The organism is Brachybacterium phenoliresistens, assembly GCF_000576425.1.
In the GTDB taxonomy this organism is placed as follows: Bacteria; Actinomycetota; Actinomycetes; order Actinomycetales; family Dermabacteraceae; genus Brachybacterium; species Brachybacterium phenoliresistens.
On record NZ_KK069989.1, the window covers coordinates 121,595 to 137,328 of the forward strand.

Annotated in this window: 16 protein-coding genes and 1 pseudogene; 7 read left to right on the forward strand and 10 right to left on the reverse strand. The window is 74.4% G+C overall.

Annotation, left to right across the window (positions count from 1 at the left end; all coding sequences use genetic code 11):
- Positions 1–68: 68 nt before the first annotated feature.
- Entirely contained in the window at positions 69–1,265 is a 1,197-nt protein-coding gene (locus tag BF93_RS03620; RefSeq protein WP_051486487.1) for an MFS transporter, read from the forward strand.
- A 12-nt stretch (positions 1,266–1,277) separates the two neighbouring features.
- On the opposite strand, the gene BF93_RS03625 is transcribed toward BF93_RS03620, so the two are convergent.
- Positions 1,278–1,898: a response regulator gene (locus tag BF93_RS03625; RefSeq protein WP_038370704.1), complete on the reverse strand. Its 621-nt coding sequence runs from the start codon at positions 1,896–1,898 to the stop codon at positions 1,278–1,280.
- Positions 1,895–3,091, reverse strand: coding sequence for a sensor histidine kinase (locus tag BF93_RS03630; protein WP_038370705.1), 1,197 nt, complete (start codon positions 3,089–3,091; stop codon positions 1,895–1,897). Before BF93_RS03630 ends, BF93_RS03625 begins: the two co-directional genes overlap by 4 nt.
- Positions 3,092–3,241: 150 nt before the next feature.
- On the opposite strand from BF93_RS03630, the gene BF93_RS03635 reads away from it, so the two are divergent.
- Complete coding sequence (locus tag BF93_RS03635; RefSeq protein ID WP_038370706.1) at positions 3,242–4,333, forward strand: ABC transporter permease; 1,092 nt, start codon at positions 3,242–3,244, stop codon at positions 4,331–4,333.
- On the forward strand, positions 4,330–5,028 hold the full coding sequence (locus tag BF93_RS03640; RefSeq protein ID WP_038370708.1) for an ABC transporter ATP-binding protein: 699 nt from the start codon (positions 4,330–4,332) through the stop codon (positions 5,026–5,028). The genes BF93_RS03635 and BF93_RS03640 overlap by 4 nt, the downstream gene beginning before the upstream one ends.
- Here the strand turns inward: BF93_RS03640 and arr are convergent.
- From arr to BF93_RS03655, 3 genes and pseudogenes are all read right to left on the reverse strand, one after another.
- Positions 5,021–5,446 (reverse strand): NAD(+)--rifampin ADP-ribosyltransferase, encoded by a 426-nt coding sequence (gene arr, locus BF93_RS03645; RefSeq protein WP_038370710.1) that lies wholly within the window; start codon positions 5,444–5,446, stop codon positions 5,021–5,023. The genes BF93_RS03640 and arr overlap by 8 nt on opposite strands.
- Before the next feature lie 70 nt (positions 5,447–5,516).
- A pseudogene (locus BF93_RS19930) lies at positions 5,517–6,377 on the reverse strand (alpha/beta hydrolase); the annotation flags it as partial.
- A 172-nt stretch (positions 6,378–6,549) separates the two neighbouring features.
- The gene (locus BF93_RS03655) at positions 6,550–7,128 is read right to left on the reverse strand and encodes a mycothiol transferase (RefSeq protein ID WP_038370712.1); all 579 of its coding nucleotides are present in this window, start codon (positions 7,126–7,128) and stop codon (positions 6,550–6,552) included.
- A gap of 209 nt (positions 7,129–7,337) precedes the next feature.
- Here BF93_RS03655 and BF93_RS03660 point away from each other — a divergent pair, with 209 nt between their 5' ends.
- Positions 7,338–8,303 carry an aminoglycoside phosphotransferase/kinase family protein gene (locus BF93_RS03660; protein WP_051486488.1) on the forward strand — a complete coding sequence of 322 codons (966 nt, stop codon included), beginning with the start codon at positions 7,338–7,340 and terminating at the stop codon, positions 8,301–8,303.
- Between the two features lie 18 nt (positions 8,304–8,321).
- Here BF93_RS03660 and BF93_RS03665 read toward each other — a convergent pair whose 3' ends face one another.
- Positions 8,322–8,753: a CHRD domain-containing protein gene (locus BF93_RS03665; protein WP_038370714.1), complete on the reverse strand. Its 432-nt coding sequence runs from the start codon at positions 8,751–8,753 to the stop codon at positions 8,322–8,324.
- A 154-nt stretch (positions 8,754–8,907) separates the two neighbouring features.
- On the opposite strand from BF93_RS03665, the gene BF93_RS03670 reads away from it, so the two are divergent.
- Positions 8,908–9,840: an alpha/beta fold hydrolase gene (locus tag BF93_RS03670; RefSeq protein ID WP_038370715.1), complete on the forward strand. Its 933-nt coding sequence runs from the start codon at positions 8,908–8,910 to the stop codon at positions 9,838–9,840.
- A gap of 93 nt (positions 9,841–9,933) precedes the next feature.
- Here BF93_RS03670 and BF93_RS03675 read toward each other — a convergent pair whose 3' ends face one another.
- The 3 genes from BF93_RS03675 to BF93_RS03685 all read right to left on the reverse strand — a co-directional run bounded on the left by BF93_RS03675 (position 9,934) and on the right by BF93_RS03685 (position 13,212).
- Positions 9,934–10,188 carry a PspC domain-containing protein gene (locus BF93_RS03675; RefSeq protein ID WP_038371042.1) on the reverse strand — a complete coding sequence of 85 codons (255 nt, stop codon included), beginning with the start codon at positions 10,186–10,188 and terminating at the stop codon, positions 9,934–9,936.
- 93 nt (positions 10,189–10,281) lie between these two features.
- Positions 10,282–11,901 (reverse strand): alkaline phosphatase D family protein, encoded by a 1,620-nt coding sequence (locus BF93_RS03680; protein WP_038370716.1) that lies wholly within the window; start codon positions 11,899–11,901, stop codon positions 10,282–10,284.
- A gap of 93 nt (positions 11,902–11,994) precedes the next feature.
- Positions 11,995–13,212 carry an MFS transporter gene (locus BF93_RS03685; protein WP_051486489.1) on the reverse strand — a complete coding sequence of 406 codons (1,218 nt, stop codon included), beginning with the start codon at positions 13,210–13,212 and terminating at the stop codon, positions 11,995–11,997.
- 101 nt (positions 13,213–13,313) lie between these two features.
- Here BF93_RS03685 and BF93_RS03690 point away from each other — a divergent pair, with 101 nt between their 5' ends.
- Together BF93_RS03690 and BF93_RS03695 are read left to right on the forward strand one after the other, a co-directional pair.
- Positions 13,314–14,201 (forward strand): helix-turn-helix transcriptional regulator, encoded by an 888-nt coding sequence (locus BF93_RS03690; protein WP_038370717.1) that lies wholly within the window; start codon positions 13,314–13,316, stop codon positions 14,199–14,201.
- Positions 14,202–14,203: 2 nt separating this feature from the next.
- Positions 14,204–15,190 carry an aldo/keto reductase gene (locus BF93_RS03695; RefSeq protein WP_038370718.1) on the forward strand — a complete coding sequence of 329 codons (987 nt, stop codon included), beginning with the start codon at positions 14,204–14,206 and terminating at the stop codon, positions 15,188–15,190.
- A 60-nt stretch (positions 15,191–15,250) separates the two neighbouring features.
- Here BF93_RS03695 and BF93_RS03700 read toward each other — a convergent pair whose 3' ends face one another.
- Positions 15,251–15,685, reverse strand: coding sequence for a VOC family protein (locus BF93_RS03700; RefSeq protein WP_038370719.1), 435 nt, complete (start codon positions 15,683–15,685; stop codon positions 15,251–15,253).
- Positions 15,686–15,734 lie beyond the last annotated feature (49 nt).

Genomic DNA, 15,734 nt, shown 5'->3' on the forward strand with positions numbered 1-15,734 from the left:
TCGACTTCACAGACCAGTGTAGTGTGTCGGCACGGAAGGTTCACAGGTCTGTGAGATCGGAGCGGGTCATGGCGGAGCAGGACGTGCTGACGGACGCAGGAGAATCCCTGGAGCCCGACCAGCGGCTCGGTCGGCGTGGAGCGCTGCGGCTGATGGTCGCCGGGCTCTCGCTGATCGCCGTCTGCTACGGCTTCGCCCGGTTCGCGTACGGGCTGTTCGTCCCGGCCCTCCGCGATGAGTTCGCGCTCACCGCGGGGGCCGTCGGGATGATCGCCTCCGGCTCCTACGTCGCCTACTGCGCGGCGATCATCGGCTCCACCCTTCTCACCCCCCGCCTCGGCGGGCGCGCCGTCGCCGTCGCCGCCGGCGTGATCGCGACCCTCGGGGTGCTCCTGGTGGCCCTCGCCCCGACGGCGGGCGTCCTCGCGGCCGGCGTGCTGATCGCCGGCTCGAGCACGGGGGCGGCCTCCCCGCCGCTGGCGCACGCCGTGGCCCACCGGGTCCCGGAGCGGGCACGCAACGGGACGCAGGCGGTCATCAACGCCGGCACGGGGGTCGGCGTCGCGGTCGCCGGGCCCATCGCGCTCCTCGCGCACGATCAGTGGCGGGCCGCCTGGATCGCCTTCGCCGTCCTCTGCGCGGTCGTCACCGTCGGTGTCGCCATCGCGGTCCCCGACGGGCCGCGCAGCCGCTCGGGCGATGCCCGCAGGGATCCGCTGCTACCGCGGCCGCTGCTGCCCCCGGGCAGCGGCCGGATGATCGCGGCGGCGGCGCTGACCGGCGCCTCGAGCGCCGCGATGTGGACCTTCGGCCGCGACGTGCTCGCCGGAGCCGGAGGGGTCGGCGCCTCCGCCTCGTCGCTCGCGTGGATCGTCCTGGGGGCCTGCGGCGTGGCCGGGGCCGCGGCCGGCGACCTGATCCGACGGTTCGGCATCCGGGCGAGCTGGTCGGCCCTGATGCTCGCCCTGGCGGCCTCGACGGTGGTCCTCGCGGCGCTCCCGGGCGTCCTGGCCGTGGCGCTGCTGGCCTCCGCCGTCTTCGGCGCCTCCTACATCGCCCTGAGCGGGCTGCTGCTGATCTGGGGGACCGAGGTCGATCCGCAGGCTCCTGCCGCCGGGGTGGGGCTCGCCTTCCTCCTCATCGCCGTCGGGCAGGCCGTGGGCGCACCCGTGGTCGGAGCCGTCTCCGACGGGACGAGCCCGGCCATCGCCTTCGCCGCCGCGGCCGTCCTCGCCGTCCTCGGGGCCGGGATCCGCCCCCGATGACCGGCGGGGAGCCTAGCGGAGGATCCCCGCATCCCGCGCCGCGGCGACGGCGGCCGTGCGCGAGGAGACGCCCAGCTTGGTGAAGACATGCACCAGGTGCGACTTCACCGTGGCCTCGCTGATGTGGAGGCGGCGTGCGATGTCGCTGTTCGACGCCCCATCGGCGACGAGCTGCAGCACCTCGGTCTCCCGGGCGCTGAGCCCGGGCCGCGGGGACCGCATCCGGGCGAGCAGCCGGCCGGCGATGGCCGGCGCGAGCGCCGTCTCGCCGCCGGCGGCGGCGCGCACCGCGGCGACGAGCTCGTCCGGGGGCGCGTCCTTGAGGAGATACCCGCTGGCGCCGGCCTCGACGGCGCCGAGGATGTCGGTGTCGGTGTCGTAGTTGGTGAGCACCAGCACCGCCGGCGCCCCCGGGAGGGCGCGGATGCGGCGCGTGGCGTCGGCACCGGTCTGCTCGGTGCCGAACTGCAGGTCCATCAGCACGACGTCGGGCTCGAGGTCGACGGCGCGGGCGACCGCGTCATCCGGGGTCGTGGCGTCCGCGACGACCTCCAGGTCGGCGGCGCTCGCGAGCATGGCGCGCAGCCCTGCCCGCACCACGGGATGGTCGTCGGCCAGCACGATCCGGATCATGGACGGCTCCCCGGCCCGGGCCGGCGGGGCAGCCGGACGGTCACGGTCGACCCTCGCCCCGGAGCCGAGGCGATGTCGAGGCTGCCGTCGAGCTGCTCGACGCGCTCCCGCATGGCCTGGAGCCCGAAGGAGCCCGCCTCGTGGGAGTCGGACACGGCGGTGGCCACGTCGAATCCCTGCCCGTCGTCGCGCACCGTCAGCGTCGCCCCGTCCTCGTCGGCCGTCAGCTCCACGGCGACGTGCGTGGCCTTCGCGTGCCGGGCGACGTTGGACAGCGCGCCCTGGGCGATGCGCAGCAGCGCGGTCTGGGGCCCCATCGCCAGATCGACGTCCGCGGCGGAGACCTCGACCGGGACCGGGCCGCGGCGGGTGTGCTCCTCGCCGAGCCGTCGCAGCGCCGCCGCGAGGCCGTCGTCCAGACGTGCCGGGGTGAGCTCGCGGATGATCTGGCGGGTGTCGGCGAGGCTGTCGGCAGCGGTCTCGCGGGCCAGCGCCACATGCTCCGCACCGGGACCGGAGATCTCGCGCTCCGCAGCGCGCAGGAGCATCTGGATGCTCGAGAGGCCCTGGGCGACGGTGTCGTGGATGTCGCGGGCCAGACGGGCACGCTCGGCCAGAGCCCCCTGCTGGCGCTCGGTCTCGGCGAGCTGCTGCCGGGTCCGCGTGAGCTCCGCGACCAGCTCCTCGCGCTCGGCGGCTTCCCGCCTCAGAGCTCTCGACGCGGCGCCGATGAGGAGCGCCACGGCGGCGGCGACCAGAGGGCCGACCACGCCGCCCACGCTGAAGCCGAGGTGGAGCCCGAGGGCGAGGATCGCGAAGCCTGCGGTGACGACCACGGCCGCGACGCCGCCGCGGCCGGGGATGACGTGGAGATACAGGAAGAACAGAGGGAAGACCAGGTAGGCGCCCTCGGGGCTGAGCCACACGAGCACGGCCCACAGGACCGTGAGGGCGGCAGCCCATGCGAGCACCGGAGCGCGAGGCGCCGAGCCGACGGCCCGCCCGGATCGGGCCGCGCGCGCCCCCAGGAGATAGACCGCGACGAACGCGGCGCCGACGGCCAGCATCGCCGGCGCGTCCGGGGACTGCGTGGCGAGGGCGCGGCCGGCGGCGAAGGCCGTGAGTCCGATGAGGAGGACGTGCAGGCCGAGGCGGAGCCCGAGGAACACCGGAGCGAGGGTGGAATGCGGCATGGCCGGCTCAGCCTATGCCAGCCGCCCGCCCGCCCCATCCATCGAAAGTTCGATCGCCGGACCGCCGGTTCTGGCGATGCCGGGCCTCGCCCTCCGCCGCGAGAGTGGGGCAGGAGCCGGCACAGAGTGCGTCGGCGGAAAGGCATCATCGTGTTCGTCGCCTGGAGAGAGCTGCGGTACGCCCGCGGCCGGTTCCTCCTCATCGGGGCCGTCGTCGCCCTGATCACCCTGCTCGTCGGCTTCCTCTCGGGCCTCACCGGGGGCCTCGCCGCGCAGAACGTCTCCGCGGTCCTCCAGCTGCCCGGGGACCGGCTCGTGCTCCAGCAGCCCGGCACCGGTGAGCCCCGCTTCGCGACCTCCTCCCTCGGCGAGGACGTCGCGGCGGCGTGGGCCGAGGCGGACGGCGTGCGGTCCGTGACGCCCGTCGGGATCGTCCCGGCGCGGGCCTCGGCGGCAGGCTCCGACGACGCCTCCGGGGTGGCGCTGTTCGGACTCCCGCAGGACGCCTCGGGCACGCCCTCCGGCTCGGTGCTCGCCCTCGCGCCCTCCCGCGACGACGAGGTCGGACTCTCCGCGGGGGCGGCCGAGGCCCTCGACGTCCGCACCGGCGACACGATCACCGTCGCGGGGCACGACCTCACCGTCGTCGCGGCCGGGGAGGATCTCTGGTACAGCCACATGCCCGTGATCGCGATGACCCCCGCGGCATGGCGCGAGGCGAGCATGCGGCTCGGCGGCACGGGGGAGGCCACCGTCCTCGCCGTCACCGGCGATCCCGACTGGGAGGCGGTCGGGGCCGGCACCGGCACCGCCGCGAAGAGCCCGGCGTCCAGTCTGACCGCCCTCGAGGCGTTCCGGTCCGAGATCGGGTCGCTCGGGATGATGATCGCCATGCTCTTCGGCATCTCCGCCCTCGTCGTCGGCGCCTTCTTCACGGTCTGGACGATGCAGCGCGCCGGGGACGTCGCCGTGCTCAAGGCCATCGGCGCGAGCACCGGGTCCCTCGTGCGCGACTCCCTGGGCCAGGCGCTCCTCGTCCTCGCCGGCGGGATCGGCACGGGACTCCTCGCCGTCCTCGGACTGGGCACGCTGGCCGGCCGGGCGCTCCCGTTCGTCCTCAGCCCGCTGACCACCCTCGCCCCCGCCGCCGTGATGGCCGCGCTCGGGCTGTGCGGTGCGGCATCGGCCCTGCGCTCGATCACCCGCGCCGACCCGCTCACCGCCCTGGGGAGCACCCGATGATCGCTCTGCAGGACGTCACCCTGACCTTCCCCGACGGCGCCGGGCGCATCACCGCCGTGGACCGTGCCAGCCTGCGCGGCGAGAACGGCGTCGTCACCGGCATCACCGGCCCGTCCGGGTCGGGGAAGTCCAGCATCCTCGCCGTCGCCGCCACGCTGATCCGCCCGGACTCCGGCCGCGTCCTCCTCGGCGACGGGCCGTCCGCGATCGACGCGGCGCAGCTCTCGGCCCGCGATGCGACGGCGCTGCGGCGCGAGCGCATCGGCATCGTCTTCCAGCAGTCCCATCTGCTCCCGGCGCTCACCGCCCGAGAGCAGCTGCAGGTGATGGGCCGTCTCGGAGGCCGGCGCGGCGCGAGCCGGCGCGCGCGCATCGACGCCCGCGTCGAGGAGCTCCTGCACGCGGTCGGGCTCTCCGAGCATGCCGGCAGGCGGCCCCACCAGCTCTCCGGCGGGCAGCGCCAGAGGGTCGCGATCGCGCGGGCCCTCGTCCACGAGCCCGACGTGCTCCTGGTCGACGAACCGACCAGCGCCCTGGATCAGGAGCGCGGGGCCGAGATCATGCGGCTGATCGCCCGCCTCACCCGGGAGCGGGGCACGGCCACCCTGCTGGTGACCCATGACCTCGTGCACCGCGAGTCCCTGGACGAGCTCGTGCACGTGGTGGACGGCCGCGCCGCCGTGCCGGTCAGTTGATGATCTCGGCGGCGCTCTCGCGCATCTGCGCGATCCGCGCCCGCCATGTCTCCAGGGCCTGCGGGGTCTGACGCGTCCAGTCCGTGATCTCCTCGAGGACGAGCATCGGCGAGCTCGTCCGGAAGGACCGGGTGGGGTTGCCCGGGAACTTCTTGTCGGTGACGTTCGGATCATCCTCGAAGGGCCCGGTCGGCTCCACCCGGTACACGTGGGGCTGCGCGCCCTCGGGGCCGAGCATCGCCGCGATCTCCGCCGCCAGCCCGGCGCCGTCGCGCAGCGCGGTGAAGTAGACGTGATGCATGATCACCTCCGGCCGATAGTTCGAGGCGTGCCCGGGCGTGAGGCGGTCGCCGGGCGCGAGCTGCGCGCGCGTGCCGTGGAAGAAGGGGCCGGACTCGAGCGGCGACGGATCGGTCATGCCCCCACTCTCGCAGGATCGGCCCCTCGCGCCCGCCTCCCGTCCCGTCGAGGAGGCCGTGCATCCTCATCCAGCTCACGAAGGAGGCGAACCAGTCGGTGCTGGTGGTCTCCTTCGGATACATGCCGAACCCGTGCCCGCCCCGCTCGTAGAAGTGGAGCTCGACGGGCCGCCCGGCATCGCGCCAGCTCTCGACGAGAGGGAACCCGCGCGCGTCCATCAGGCCGTCGTCCGCGGCCAGGGCGATGAACAGCGGCGGCGCGTCCGCGGGGACCTCGAACGCGGTGAGAGGGCCGTAGATGTCGCCGAGGAAGGCCGGTCTCGCCTCCTCGCCGACGAGGGCGGTGGCGACCGTGAGCATGGCGCCGGCGGAGAACCCGACCATGCCGACGCGCTCGGGATCGACCGCCCACTCCGACGCGCGGCGGCGCACGAGGGCGAACGCCGCGCGGGCGTCGGCGACCTGCAGGTCCAGGGCGCCCAGCGCGGCCTCCGGATCGTGCCGGTGCGAGGGGATGGGTCCTGCCAGCATCTCCCGGATCGCCGCGGCGAAGCCGTCGAGATCCTCCGGGGTGGGCCGCAGGCGGTACTTCAGCACGAAGGCGGCGACGCCGCGGTCCGCGAGCGCACGCGCCACGTTCCAGCCCTCGTTCTCCATGGACAGGGACAGGAACCCACCGCCCGGGGCCACGATCACGGCGGTCCCCGTGGCCGCCACCGGGTCGGGAAGGAAGGGCGTGAGCGTGGCGGTGCTGACGTTGCGCGCGAACACGCTGCCGTACTCGCGGTGCCAGGCCTCCGGTGCCGAGACGTCCGGCGGCAGCCCCGTGCCGAGCTCGATCGCCTCGGGCTGGGCGGGGGTCTCGATCGGGGTCATCCCATGCGGCGCGGGCGCCGCAGGGGCGTCGCCGGTGGCCGAGGTCGTGGTCATGAGCTCTCCTTCGGGCTCTGCGCCGAGGAAGCGCGATCTCCGCGCTCCGCGGCGAGCCTAGTGCGGTGACGAAAGCCCAGGGAAGCGGTTTCGGAGAGTTTCGAGATCGGCGGCTGCGCCCGGAGGATCCGCGGCGCTGCGTCAGGAGGGGCGGCCCGCGCGGGCCGGATGCCTATTCGGCCGTGTGCTCCGCGGCATCGACCGCGTCGTTGAGGTCGAAGGAGGTCGCCCCGTCGATCGCCTCCCGGATGATGTCCGCGTGCCCGACGTGCCGGGCGACCTCCGTACACAGGTGCAACCACATCCACCGCGCATCGATGTGGAAGTCCGGAGGGGCCCACGGTGCGTCCGGGAGGGGGATCTCCCGGTCGAGGGGGACGTCCCGGACGGTCGGATCCCGGATGAGGGCGATCCCCCGGTCGTACACGGCGAGGAGCTCGTCCCGCGACAGGTCCGGGGTCTCCGCCCCGCCGAAGATCCCGTCGAGCCCGATCCGCTCGTTGAGCTCCGCGTACTGGGACAGCTCGAACGTGCGGGGCGCCATGGCCACGCTGGACAGGCTCGCATGGACGACCTGGGCGACATGGGCGAGCAGGCCGGCGAGCGAGAGCCCGCTCGCGGTCGGTGCGGCACGGACCTGATCATCGGTGAGTCCGTGCACGGTCGTGCGCAGCTGCGCGCACTGCTGGTCGAGGAACGACGCGAGCTCCGCAGGCTCGTTCCCGTGGGTGGACGGTGCGAAGAACGGCATGACGGCCTCCCCGTGGCCCGGTCGGGCGCCCCGGCGGCGGGTCCGCCGAGGGACACGACCAGTGTCCCGCGCTGACGGCGATGAGGGAACCGAGGGCGCCGGGAGGTCCCACGGCACGGCCCTCCGCCCGTCCCGATGCGCCCGGCCCGGCCCGCGGCAGGACGGAAATCCGCTTCCGCGCCCCCGGCCGCCGATGCCACAGTGTCCCCATGGCGCATGAGGGAACCGTGGACATCGAGGCGCATGAGGGAATCGTGGACATCGAGCCGTGGCTCTCCGAGTGGTGCCGGCGCGAGCTCGGGGCGAGGCCGGTCGAGCAGCTGCTGGCGGCCTCCGTGATGTCCGACGTGCGAGCGCTCCGGCTCGAGGACGGGCGGGAGGTGGTGGTCAAGGCACGGCCCGACCCCACCGGTCGCGTGGACACGTGCCTGGCCGTCCAGCGGGCCGTCGCGGAGGCCGGCCTGCCGTGCGCGCGGCCGCTCACCGAGGGACGCCGGGCGGGGGAGCTGACCGTGCACGCCGAGGAATGGCGGCCGGGCGGGGAGATCGATCGCGGCACTGACGCCGTCGCGGCCGAGCGGTCCGCACGGCTGTACGCCGCCGTCACCGCGGTGACCTCCCGGCTCCGTGACCCCGCGCCGATGCCCGCCCCGGAGTGGGTGCGCTGGGACCACGACGGGCCGGGGCACTGGCCGCCCAACCCTCGCCACGACCAGCGCCCCGGCGCGGCCTCGCTGCGCGGGGACCTGGTCGCTGTCGCCGCCCGCACCCGCAGGCGGCTGCGGGCCGCCGCGTCCCTGCCGCATGTGCTGGGCCATGCGGACTGGGAGGCGCAGAACCTGCGCTGGGCCGGGAGCACCCCCTTCCTCGTGCACGACTGGGACAGCACGGCCTGGCTCCCGGAGGCCGCCCTGGTCGGCGCCGCCTCCGGGGCGTTCGCCAGCGCCGAGACCCCGACCCTCGCCCCGCTGGAGAGCTCCGCGGCGTTCCTCGAGGCCTACCAGGACGCGCGCGGCGCCGCGTTCACGCGGGAGGAGGCGGAGGCGGCATGGGCCGCGAGCCTGTGGCCCGCCCTGCACAACGCCCGCGGCGAGATCCTCTGGGGCCGGCCGCCGCAGGCGCTGACGGCCGTGCTCGAGCAGGCCGATGCCCGCCTGGAGCGCGCCGCGGCCTGAGGACCGACGGGGCGCGGGCTACTTGAGCTGTCCGCGCACCTCGCCGCCGGGGTAGGTGGGCGTATGGACGTTGACGTACCAGCCGCGCGGATCCTCCTGGATCCCGGCGAGGATCGCCGGGTCGTCGACCGTCGTGCAGCCCTCGACGTCGAAGGATGTCGCATCCGGCACGGAGAGCGGGATCCGGACGGGGCCGGCGACGCCCCGCGCGCCGACGTGCACGTGCGCGGCCACCGCGCCGGCGGTGAGCCCCGTGACCTCGAGCGTGTAGCAGAACCGGTCGCCGTCGATGGTGTAGTGGAACCTGCCGTGGCCTCCGCCCTCGGCTCCGGTCGTCTCCTGCCCGTTGTTCACGGGGATCGCCGGGGCGGCGCTCGCGGCGCCGGCACCGCCGACGATCGCGCAGAACGAGAGGGCCGCGGCCGCGGCGATGCGGGCGATGGTGTTCATGAGCTGCTCACTTCCTCGTGACGGGCGCCCGCGACGCGGGCCTCACCGAGGACACGAGGCAGCCCTCCGGAGGGTTCATCGGCCGCCCTGACGCGGATGCTAGGTTGCGGACCAGCGCATCTCTCCGTCCGCCGTCGCACGAAGGAGCCCTGGCATGGCACTGATCGAACTGGACCTCCCCTCGAGCAACGGGCGGGACACGATCAGCGCCTGGATGTACGAGCCGGTCGTCCCGGCGCGGGCGGTCGTCCACCTCGTCCACGGGCTCGGCGAGCATTCGCGGCGCTACCTCCGTCTCATCGCGCGCCTGCTGGACGAGGGCTTCGTCGTCGTGGCGGACGACCATGCCGGCCACGGGCGCACCGCCATGACCTCCGGCATCTGGGCCGACGCGGGCGAGGACGCGGACCGCGTCGTCGTCGCCGACGAGCAGACGCTGCGGGCCCGGGCGGCGGAGCGCCACCCCGACCTGCCGTACGTCGTCTTCGGCCACTCCTGGGGGTCGATGATCGCGCGGGCGCTCGCCGCCGAGTCCAGCGAGGCGATCGACGGTCTCGTGCTGGGCGGGATCGCCGCCGGGATGGACGGCCTCGAGCAGCGGTTGGACCGCGCGGCCCTGGCCGCCCTGCCCGACCCGGAGGCCCCGGCGCCCGAGGCCCTCGTCCAGCAGATGTTCGCGGGGTTCACCGAGCGCTACGGCCCCGATGCCGGTCCCACCGACTGGGTCGCGCGCAGCGCGGACGTGGTCCGCGATCATGCCGCCGACCCGCTGAACAACTTCGGCGCCCCGATGAGCGTGCGCTTCCTGCGGGGCTTCGTGGCCCTGTACGACGCCGCCAACGGCCCCGGCTTCTACGACGGTCTCCCCTCGGACCTGCCGGTGCTCATCCTCGCCGGCAGCGAGGACCCCGTGACCGGCTACGGCGAGGGCGCCTACCACGTCGCCAACAGGCTCATCGCGACGGGGCATGCCGACGTCCGCACCCGGGTGTGGGCAGGATTCCGCCACGAGGTGCACAACGAGCCGGAGATCCGCGACGAGGTCGCCGCGGAGATCATCGCCTTCGTCGAGCGCGTCATCGGCTGACGCCCCGTTCCCCCGGGCGCGGGAGCGCCACGCGATGTGCCGCTCGGCCCCCGCGACGTCCGGCCGCCGTTCCCCGGGCCGGTCGTCGCCGGCTCAGAAGCGCGCGGACCGCCCGCCCAGCAGGCGCTCCGCAGGGATGGAGCCGTCCTGCCAGGGCAGCAGGATCCACGCCACCAGGTAGGCGCCGACCCCGAGCACCGGGAGCAGGAAGGAGGCGAGCAGCAGCGCGCGGACCAGCCACACGTTCAAGCCCAGCTTCTCGGAGATGCCCCCGCCGATGCCGCCGAGGAGACGTCGGGGACCGCGCCGGAAGCCGAGGCCGTGCAGGGTGTCGAAGATGCGTGTCATGGCCTCCACGCTATGCTCCCGGCGCCCGCACCGCAGCGGGGCAGACCCGACGTCCCGGGGGAGGAGAACCGTAAGCGCCTCCCGGCGGCACCCTCATCGCTGCGGGGTGAGCGTCCGGGTGTACTGCACCTCCCCGCGCGCGTCGATCAGCTCGACGGTGAACTCCTCGCCCTGCGGCGCCACCTCGACCCGGCCGAAGAACTGGCCGGTGCCGTCGCGCGGGGAGCCCATCGGGGGACCGGCCTTCTGGAAGTCGACCTCGGGGCCGAAGGTCCCGTCCAGCGCGTTGGGGCCGAAGGAGCCGGCGTTGATGGGGCCGGCCACGAACTCCCAGAACGGGTCGAAGTCCGTGAACGCGGCGCGCTCGGGGGAGTAGTGGTGGGCGGCGCAGTAGTGGACGTCGCCGGTGAGGAAGACGATGTTCCGCGTGCCCTGGTGCTTGATCCCCGACAGCAGGCGGGCCAGCTCCAGCTCGCGGCCCAGCGGTGCGCCGTCCTCCGCGTTCGAGATCGACTCCTGGCCCTCGCCGTCGGGGACGATGACGCCCAGCGGGAGGTCCGCGAGGATCACCTTCCAGGTCGCCGTCGAGGTGCGCAGCCCCTCCAGCAGCCACTGCAGCTGCTCCTCGCCGAAGATCGAGGTGGCCTGCTGCTCCCTGCCGGCGGTGTTCTCTCCCTTGGCGGTGCGCATGTCCAGGACGAAGACGTCCAGGTCCGGTCCGCGCTCGATGCGGCGGTAGATGCGCGCCGGCTCGAAGCCGGAGCCCCGCCCCATCGCCCGCGGATCGGCGATGGGCTGGTACTCCTGCCAGGCGCGGCGGCCTCGGGCGGCGAGCGTGTCCACGTCGCGGACGGTGTAGCGCTCGTCCTCGAGGATCTCGCCGGGCCACCAGTTGTTGGTGGTCTCGTGGTCGTCCCAGGTCGCGATGACGGGGACCTCCGCGTACATCGCGCGGACGTTCTCGTCCCGCAGGTTGTAGGCGTGGCGGCCGCGGAACTCCTGCAGGGTCTCGGCGACCTTGGAGACCTCCTCGGTGACGACGTTGCGCCAGATGGCGCCGTCGGGCTCCTCGAGCGTCTCGGCGATCGGGCCGTCGGCGTAGATCGTGTCCCCGGCGTGGAGGAAGAAGTCCGGGGCGAGCGAGCGCATCGTCTCGTAGCCGAACATCCCGCCCACATCGGGGTTGATCCCGTAGCCCTGACCGGCGGTGTCCGCCGTCCAGACGAAGGTCTGCGCGCCGTCGGAGCGCCTGCCGGGGGCGGTGCGGAAGCTCCCCGTGCCGATCTCGCCCCTGCGGCCGTTCTCGTCCTCGAAGAAGATCTCGGTCTCGAAGGCGGTGCCCGCGGGCAGGCCCTTCGCGCTGATCCGCGCCGTGAGGTCGGTGTCCGCGCTCGCCCAGGAGCCGCGCAGGGTGATCGGCCCCCTGCCCCGTCCCCTGCCGCGGCCGGTGATGCGCTCGCCGTCGGCGTCGAGCGGGTGCAGCACGGCGTGCAGCCGTCCCACGCCGCTGGCGCGGGACCACAGCACCGCGCTGGAGGAGGTGACGTCGCCGGTCTGGATGCCGGAGGGGAGCGTGAGGCGCGAGCCGACCGGGCCGGTGGGCCGGGTCGGGGAGGCGACGGCGGGGGCCGCGGCCGGCAGGGTCGTGGCGAGCGCCGCGGCGGCGGCGCCCTGGAGGAGGGTGCGGCGGTTCGGGGCGGAGGGGCGTTCCATGCGGGCCAGTGAACTCCCCGCGCATGGCCGTCTCGTGGCGGGCGGATGAATGCGAGGGGACGGTCCGTCGCGGGCGCGATGCCGCCCGCCTGCTCAGCCGTCGGCGGGCACGGAGGCCCGAGCCCGGGAGGCGCGGCGCGCGGCGTGGACGAGGCCCAGGCCGGCGAGGGTGAGGAGCGCGCAGGCGAGGAAGATGCCGCGCTGGCCCAGCAGGGGCAGGGCGCCGAGCGCGATGATCGGCCCGGAGACGACGGCGCCGATGCGCCGGGTGTTCATGTACAGCCCCGTCGCAGCGCCCGCGCCGGGGATGAGGTCCTGGAACAGCGCCAGGCCGATCCCGGAGATCGCCGCGACGCTGATCGCGTTCAGCGGCTGCAGGGCCAGCAGCAGGATCGGCTCGGTGACGGCCGCGAGGCCGATGTAGTAAGCGACCCCGGCGATCGCGCCGAGGGCCACGAGCCTCAGGTGGGGGATCCGATCACCGAGCCGGCCGATGATGAGCAGGGCGGGGACCTCGAGGGCGGCGGCGACGCCGAGGGTGATCCCGCCCCAGAGGATCGCCAGGCCGACGGTCCCGGAGACGTAGAGCGTCAGGAAGGACATGGCCGTGGCGTTGCAGGCCTGGAAGAGCACGAACGCCGCCACCACGAGGACCGTCGCGGCCCGGCCCGAGACGGGCCGGGCCGGCGCCTCAGCGGGAGCCCGGGCCTCCGGGCCCGGTGCGGCGACCCGGTCGAGCCGCCGGCGACGGGCCATCATCGCCGCGGTGGTGGCGATGTTGAGGACGGCGATGACCACCAGGGCCGCGAGGATGCCGCGACCCCCGGCCGCGCCGATGATGAGCGTCGCCAGCGGCGGCCCGCCCACCCAGGCGACGGAGACGATCGCGCGCGTGCCGACGATCCGGGAGGTGGTCGTCCCCGCGTCGCGCAGATGCGCGAAGAGCATCGTGGTGCCCAGGCCCGCGGGACCGCCCAGCACCACCAGGGCCACGGTCGCCGGCGGGAGGGAGGACGCCGTCGCGAGGGCGCCGGCCAGGGCGATGGTCAGCACGCCGCAGCCCAGCAGGATCTGCAGATAGGAGCGGTTCCTGTCGGCCCACGCGGGGATGAGCAGCGCGGCGAGGAACCCGCCGGCGTGGTAGACCGCCAGCGTCCAGCCGATGTCCGCGGTGGAGGCGTCGTACAGCGTCGCGAGGATGATCGCGAGCGCCGGGCTGAGCAGGGCGACCTGGAGCCCCCACAGCAGTGCGGAGGCGGGGACGAGCAGTCGCGCGGGCGCCGGCGCGGCGGCGGGAGCCGGGATGGTCATGGCCCCATGGGACCCCGTCCTCCTCGCGCGAGGAAGGGATCGCGCAACCGTGTACTGCCCGTACGCCCCAGAAGCCTCCGGACCGGCCTAGCGTTGTCGCCATGGATCAGCGGCACGAGGTCGGCGAGTTCCTGCGCAGCCGACGCGACAGGGTGACGCCCGAGCAGGCGGGCCTCATCGGGGGCGGCAGCCGCCGGGTCCCGGGCCTGCGCCGCGAGGAGGTCGCCATGCTCGCGAACATCAGCGTGGACTACTACGCGAAGATGGAGCGCGGCGACCTCAAGGGCGTCTCCCCGGAGATCCTCGACGCCCTCGTCCAGGCCCTGCGCCTGGACGAGGCCGAGACGGACCACCTGCACAACCTGGCCGCGGCGGCGAACCCCCACCCTCCGCGCCGCCGGTCCCGGCCGGGGCCGACCATGCGCCCCAGCCTGCAGCGGTTCCTCGACGCCATCACCGGGGCACCGGTGTGGGTGCGGGACCGGCGGATGGACATCATCGCCGCCAACGCGCTCGGAAGGGCCCTGTACCGACCGGTGATCGAGGATCCCGAGGGACGGGGCAACACGGCACGGTTCCTCTTCCTGAGCCCTGCGGCCAGGACGTTCTTCCCGCACTGGGAGCAGGGGGCCGACGACATCGTCGCCACGATGCGCGGCTATGCCGGGCAGAACCCGCGCGACACGAAGCTCACCGACCTCATCGGGGAGCTCGTCACCCGCTCGGACGCGTTCCGCCGGCGGTGGGCCGTGCACAACGTCCGGCACCACCGCACCGGGATCAAACGGATCCATCACCCGGACGTCGGGGACCTCGAGCTGTCGTACGAGGCGCTGGAGCTGCTGGCGGCCCCGGAGTGGTACATGTTCGCGTACACCGCAGACCCCGGCACCCCGTCCGAGGAGCGCCTGAAGCTCCTGGGGAGCCTCGCCGCCACCGCGGCACCGACCCCGCCCCTGCTGGGGCACCCGACCACCCCGGAGGACTGATCATGCACACCAGGACGCTCGGACAGGGCCTCGAGGTCTCCGCCATCGGCCTCGGCGCGATGGGCATGTCCCAGGGCTACGGACCCAACCCCGGCAGCCGCGACGAGATGATCGCGGTGCTGCGCAGCGCTCTCGAGCACGGGGTCACGTTCATCGACACCGCCGAGGTGTACGGCCCGTACGTGAACGAGGAGCTCGTCGGCGAGGCCCTCGAGCCGGTCCGCGACCAGGTCGTCATCGCCACCAAGTTCGGCTGGGACATCCGGGACGGGGCGATGGTCGGTCTGGACAGCCGGCCCGAGCAGATCCGCCGCGTCGCCGAGGCGTCCCTGACGCGGCTGCGCACCGACGTGATCGACCTGTTCTACCAGCATCGCGTCGATCCGGCCGTGCCGATCGAGGAGGTCGCCGGGACCGTCGGCGAGCTCATCGCCGAGGGGAAGGTGCGGCACTTCGGGCTCTCGGAGGCCTCGGCCGCCACCATCCGCGCCGCGCACGCCGTGCAGCCGGTGACCGCGGTGCAGAGCGAGTACTCCCTGTGGACGCGCGACCCCGAGCAGGAGGTCCTGCCCGCGCTCGCGGAGCTGTGCATCGGCTTCGTGCCCTTCAGCCCGCTGGGCAGGGGGTTCCTCACCGGGACCGTCGACACCTCCACGAGCTTCGCGGAGGGGGACATCCGCTCGCGGGTGCCGCGGTTCGAGCCCGAGAACCTGGCGGCGAACCGGGCCCTCGTCGAGCATGTGAGGCAGCTGGCCGCGGCCAAGGGGTGCACGCCCGGGCAGATCGCTCTCGCCTGGCTGCTCGCCCAGCAGCCGTGGATCGTGCCGATCCCCGGCACCCGGCGCACCGCCCGCATCCAGGAGAACGCCGAGGCGGCGCAGGTCGCGCTGTCCGCCGACGAGCGCGCCGACCTCGACGGCCTCGCCCGGCGCGTGGGCGTGCAGGGCGGCCGCTACGACGCCGCGGGGATGGCGATGGTCGACCGCTGATCCCGCCCGCGGCGCCCGGCCCGCCGTCGGCGCTGCGGGGACCGGGCTCCGACGGCGGGGTCAGACCGGCCGGGATTCGGCCGGCCGCGCGTGCCCGCCCTCGGCAGGCCCCTCCTGGGCGGTCCGGCCGAGGGGGGTGAAGACGTTCACCAGGTTCCCGTCGGGGTCGCGGAGCAGGAACGAACGGTTCCCCCACGGCATGTCCCGCGGTGCGTCGCCGACCGTGCCGGTCCCGCGCGGCAGCGCGCGGCTGACGGCGTCAACGTCCTCGACCTGCAGGTCCAGGATGATGCTGCGGTTCGCCCGGGCCTCGGCCACGCCCTCGCCCAGCAGCGGGATCGTGGCGGTGCTCGCGATCGCGAGCGTGCCGGTGGGCGTGCGGATCTCGCCGAACATGGGGTGCCGGCGCACGGCGTCGACCCCCGTGAGATCCGCGTAGAAGGCCAGGAGCGTGTCGACGTCGTCGGTGAGGATGCGGGTGGCGGCCAGGTGCATGAGGGTCCTCCGGATGGGGCGGGGCGGTCTCGGGAGTCGTCCGTGCTCC

Bases quoted from the DNA above. Each gene is read 5' to 3' on its own strand.
- BF93_RS03620 (WP_051486487.1), top strand. From the start codon at position 69: ATGGCGGAGCAGGACGTGCTGACGGACGCAGGAGAATCCCTGGAGCCC.
- BF93_RS03625 (WP_038370704.1), bottom strand. From the start codon at position 1,898: ATGATCCGGATCGTGCTGGCCGACGACCATCCCGTGGTGCGGGCAGGG.
- BF93_RS03630 (WP_038370705.1), bottom strand. From the start codon at position 3,091: ATGCCGCATTCCACCCTCGCTCCGGTGTTCCTCGGGCTCCGCCTCGGC.
- BF93_RS03640 (WP_038370708.1), top strand. From the start codon at position 4,330: ATGATCGCTCTGCAGGACGTCACCCTGACCTTCCCCGACGGCGCCGGG.
- arr (WP_038370710.1), bottom strand. From the start codon at position 5,446: ATGACCGATCCGTCGCCGCTCGAGTCCGGCCCCTTCTTCCACGGCACG.
- BF93_RS03655 (WP_038370712.1), bottom strand. From the start codon at position 7,128: ATGCCGTTCTTCGCACCGTCCACCCACGGGAACGAGCCTGCGGAGCTC.
- BF93_RS03660 (WP_051486488.1), top strand. From the start codon at position 7,338: ATGGCGCATGAGGGAACCGTGGACATCGAGGCGCATGAGGGAATCGTG.
- BF93_RS03665 (WP_038370714.1), bottom strand. From the start codon at position 8,753: ATGAACACCATCGCCCGCATCGCCGCGGCCGCGGCCCTCTCGTTCTGC.
- BF93_RS03670 (WP_038370715.1), top strand. From the start codon at position 8,908: ATGGCACTGATCGAACTGGACCTCCCCTCGAGCAACGGGCGGGACACG.
- BF93_RS03675 (WP_038371042.1), bottom strand. From the start codon at position 10,188: ATGACACGCATCTTCGACACCCTGCACGGCCTCGGCTTCCGGCGCGGT.
- BF93_RS03680 (WP_038370716.1), bottom strand. From the start codon at position 11,901: ATGGAACGCCCCTCCGCCCCGAACCGCCGCACCCTCCTCCAGGGCGCC.
- BF93_RS03685 (WP_051486489.1), bottom strand. From the start codon at position 13,212: ATGACCATCCCGGCTCCCGCCGCCGCGCCGGCGCCCGCGCGACTGCTC.
- BF93_RS03690 (WP_038370717.1), top strand. From the start codon at position 13,314: ATGGATCAGCGGCACGAGGTCGGCGAGTTCCTGCGCAGCCGACGCGAC.
- BF93_RS03695 (WP_038370718.1), top strand. From the start codon at position 14,204: ATGCACACCAGGACGCTCGGACAGGGCCTCGAGGTCTCCGCCATCGGC.
- BF93_RS03700 (WP_038370719.1), bottom strand. From the start codon at position 15,685: ATGCACCTGGCCGCCACCCGCATCCTCACCGACGACGTCGACACGCTC.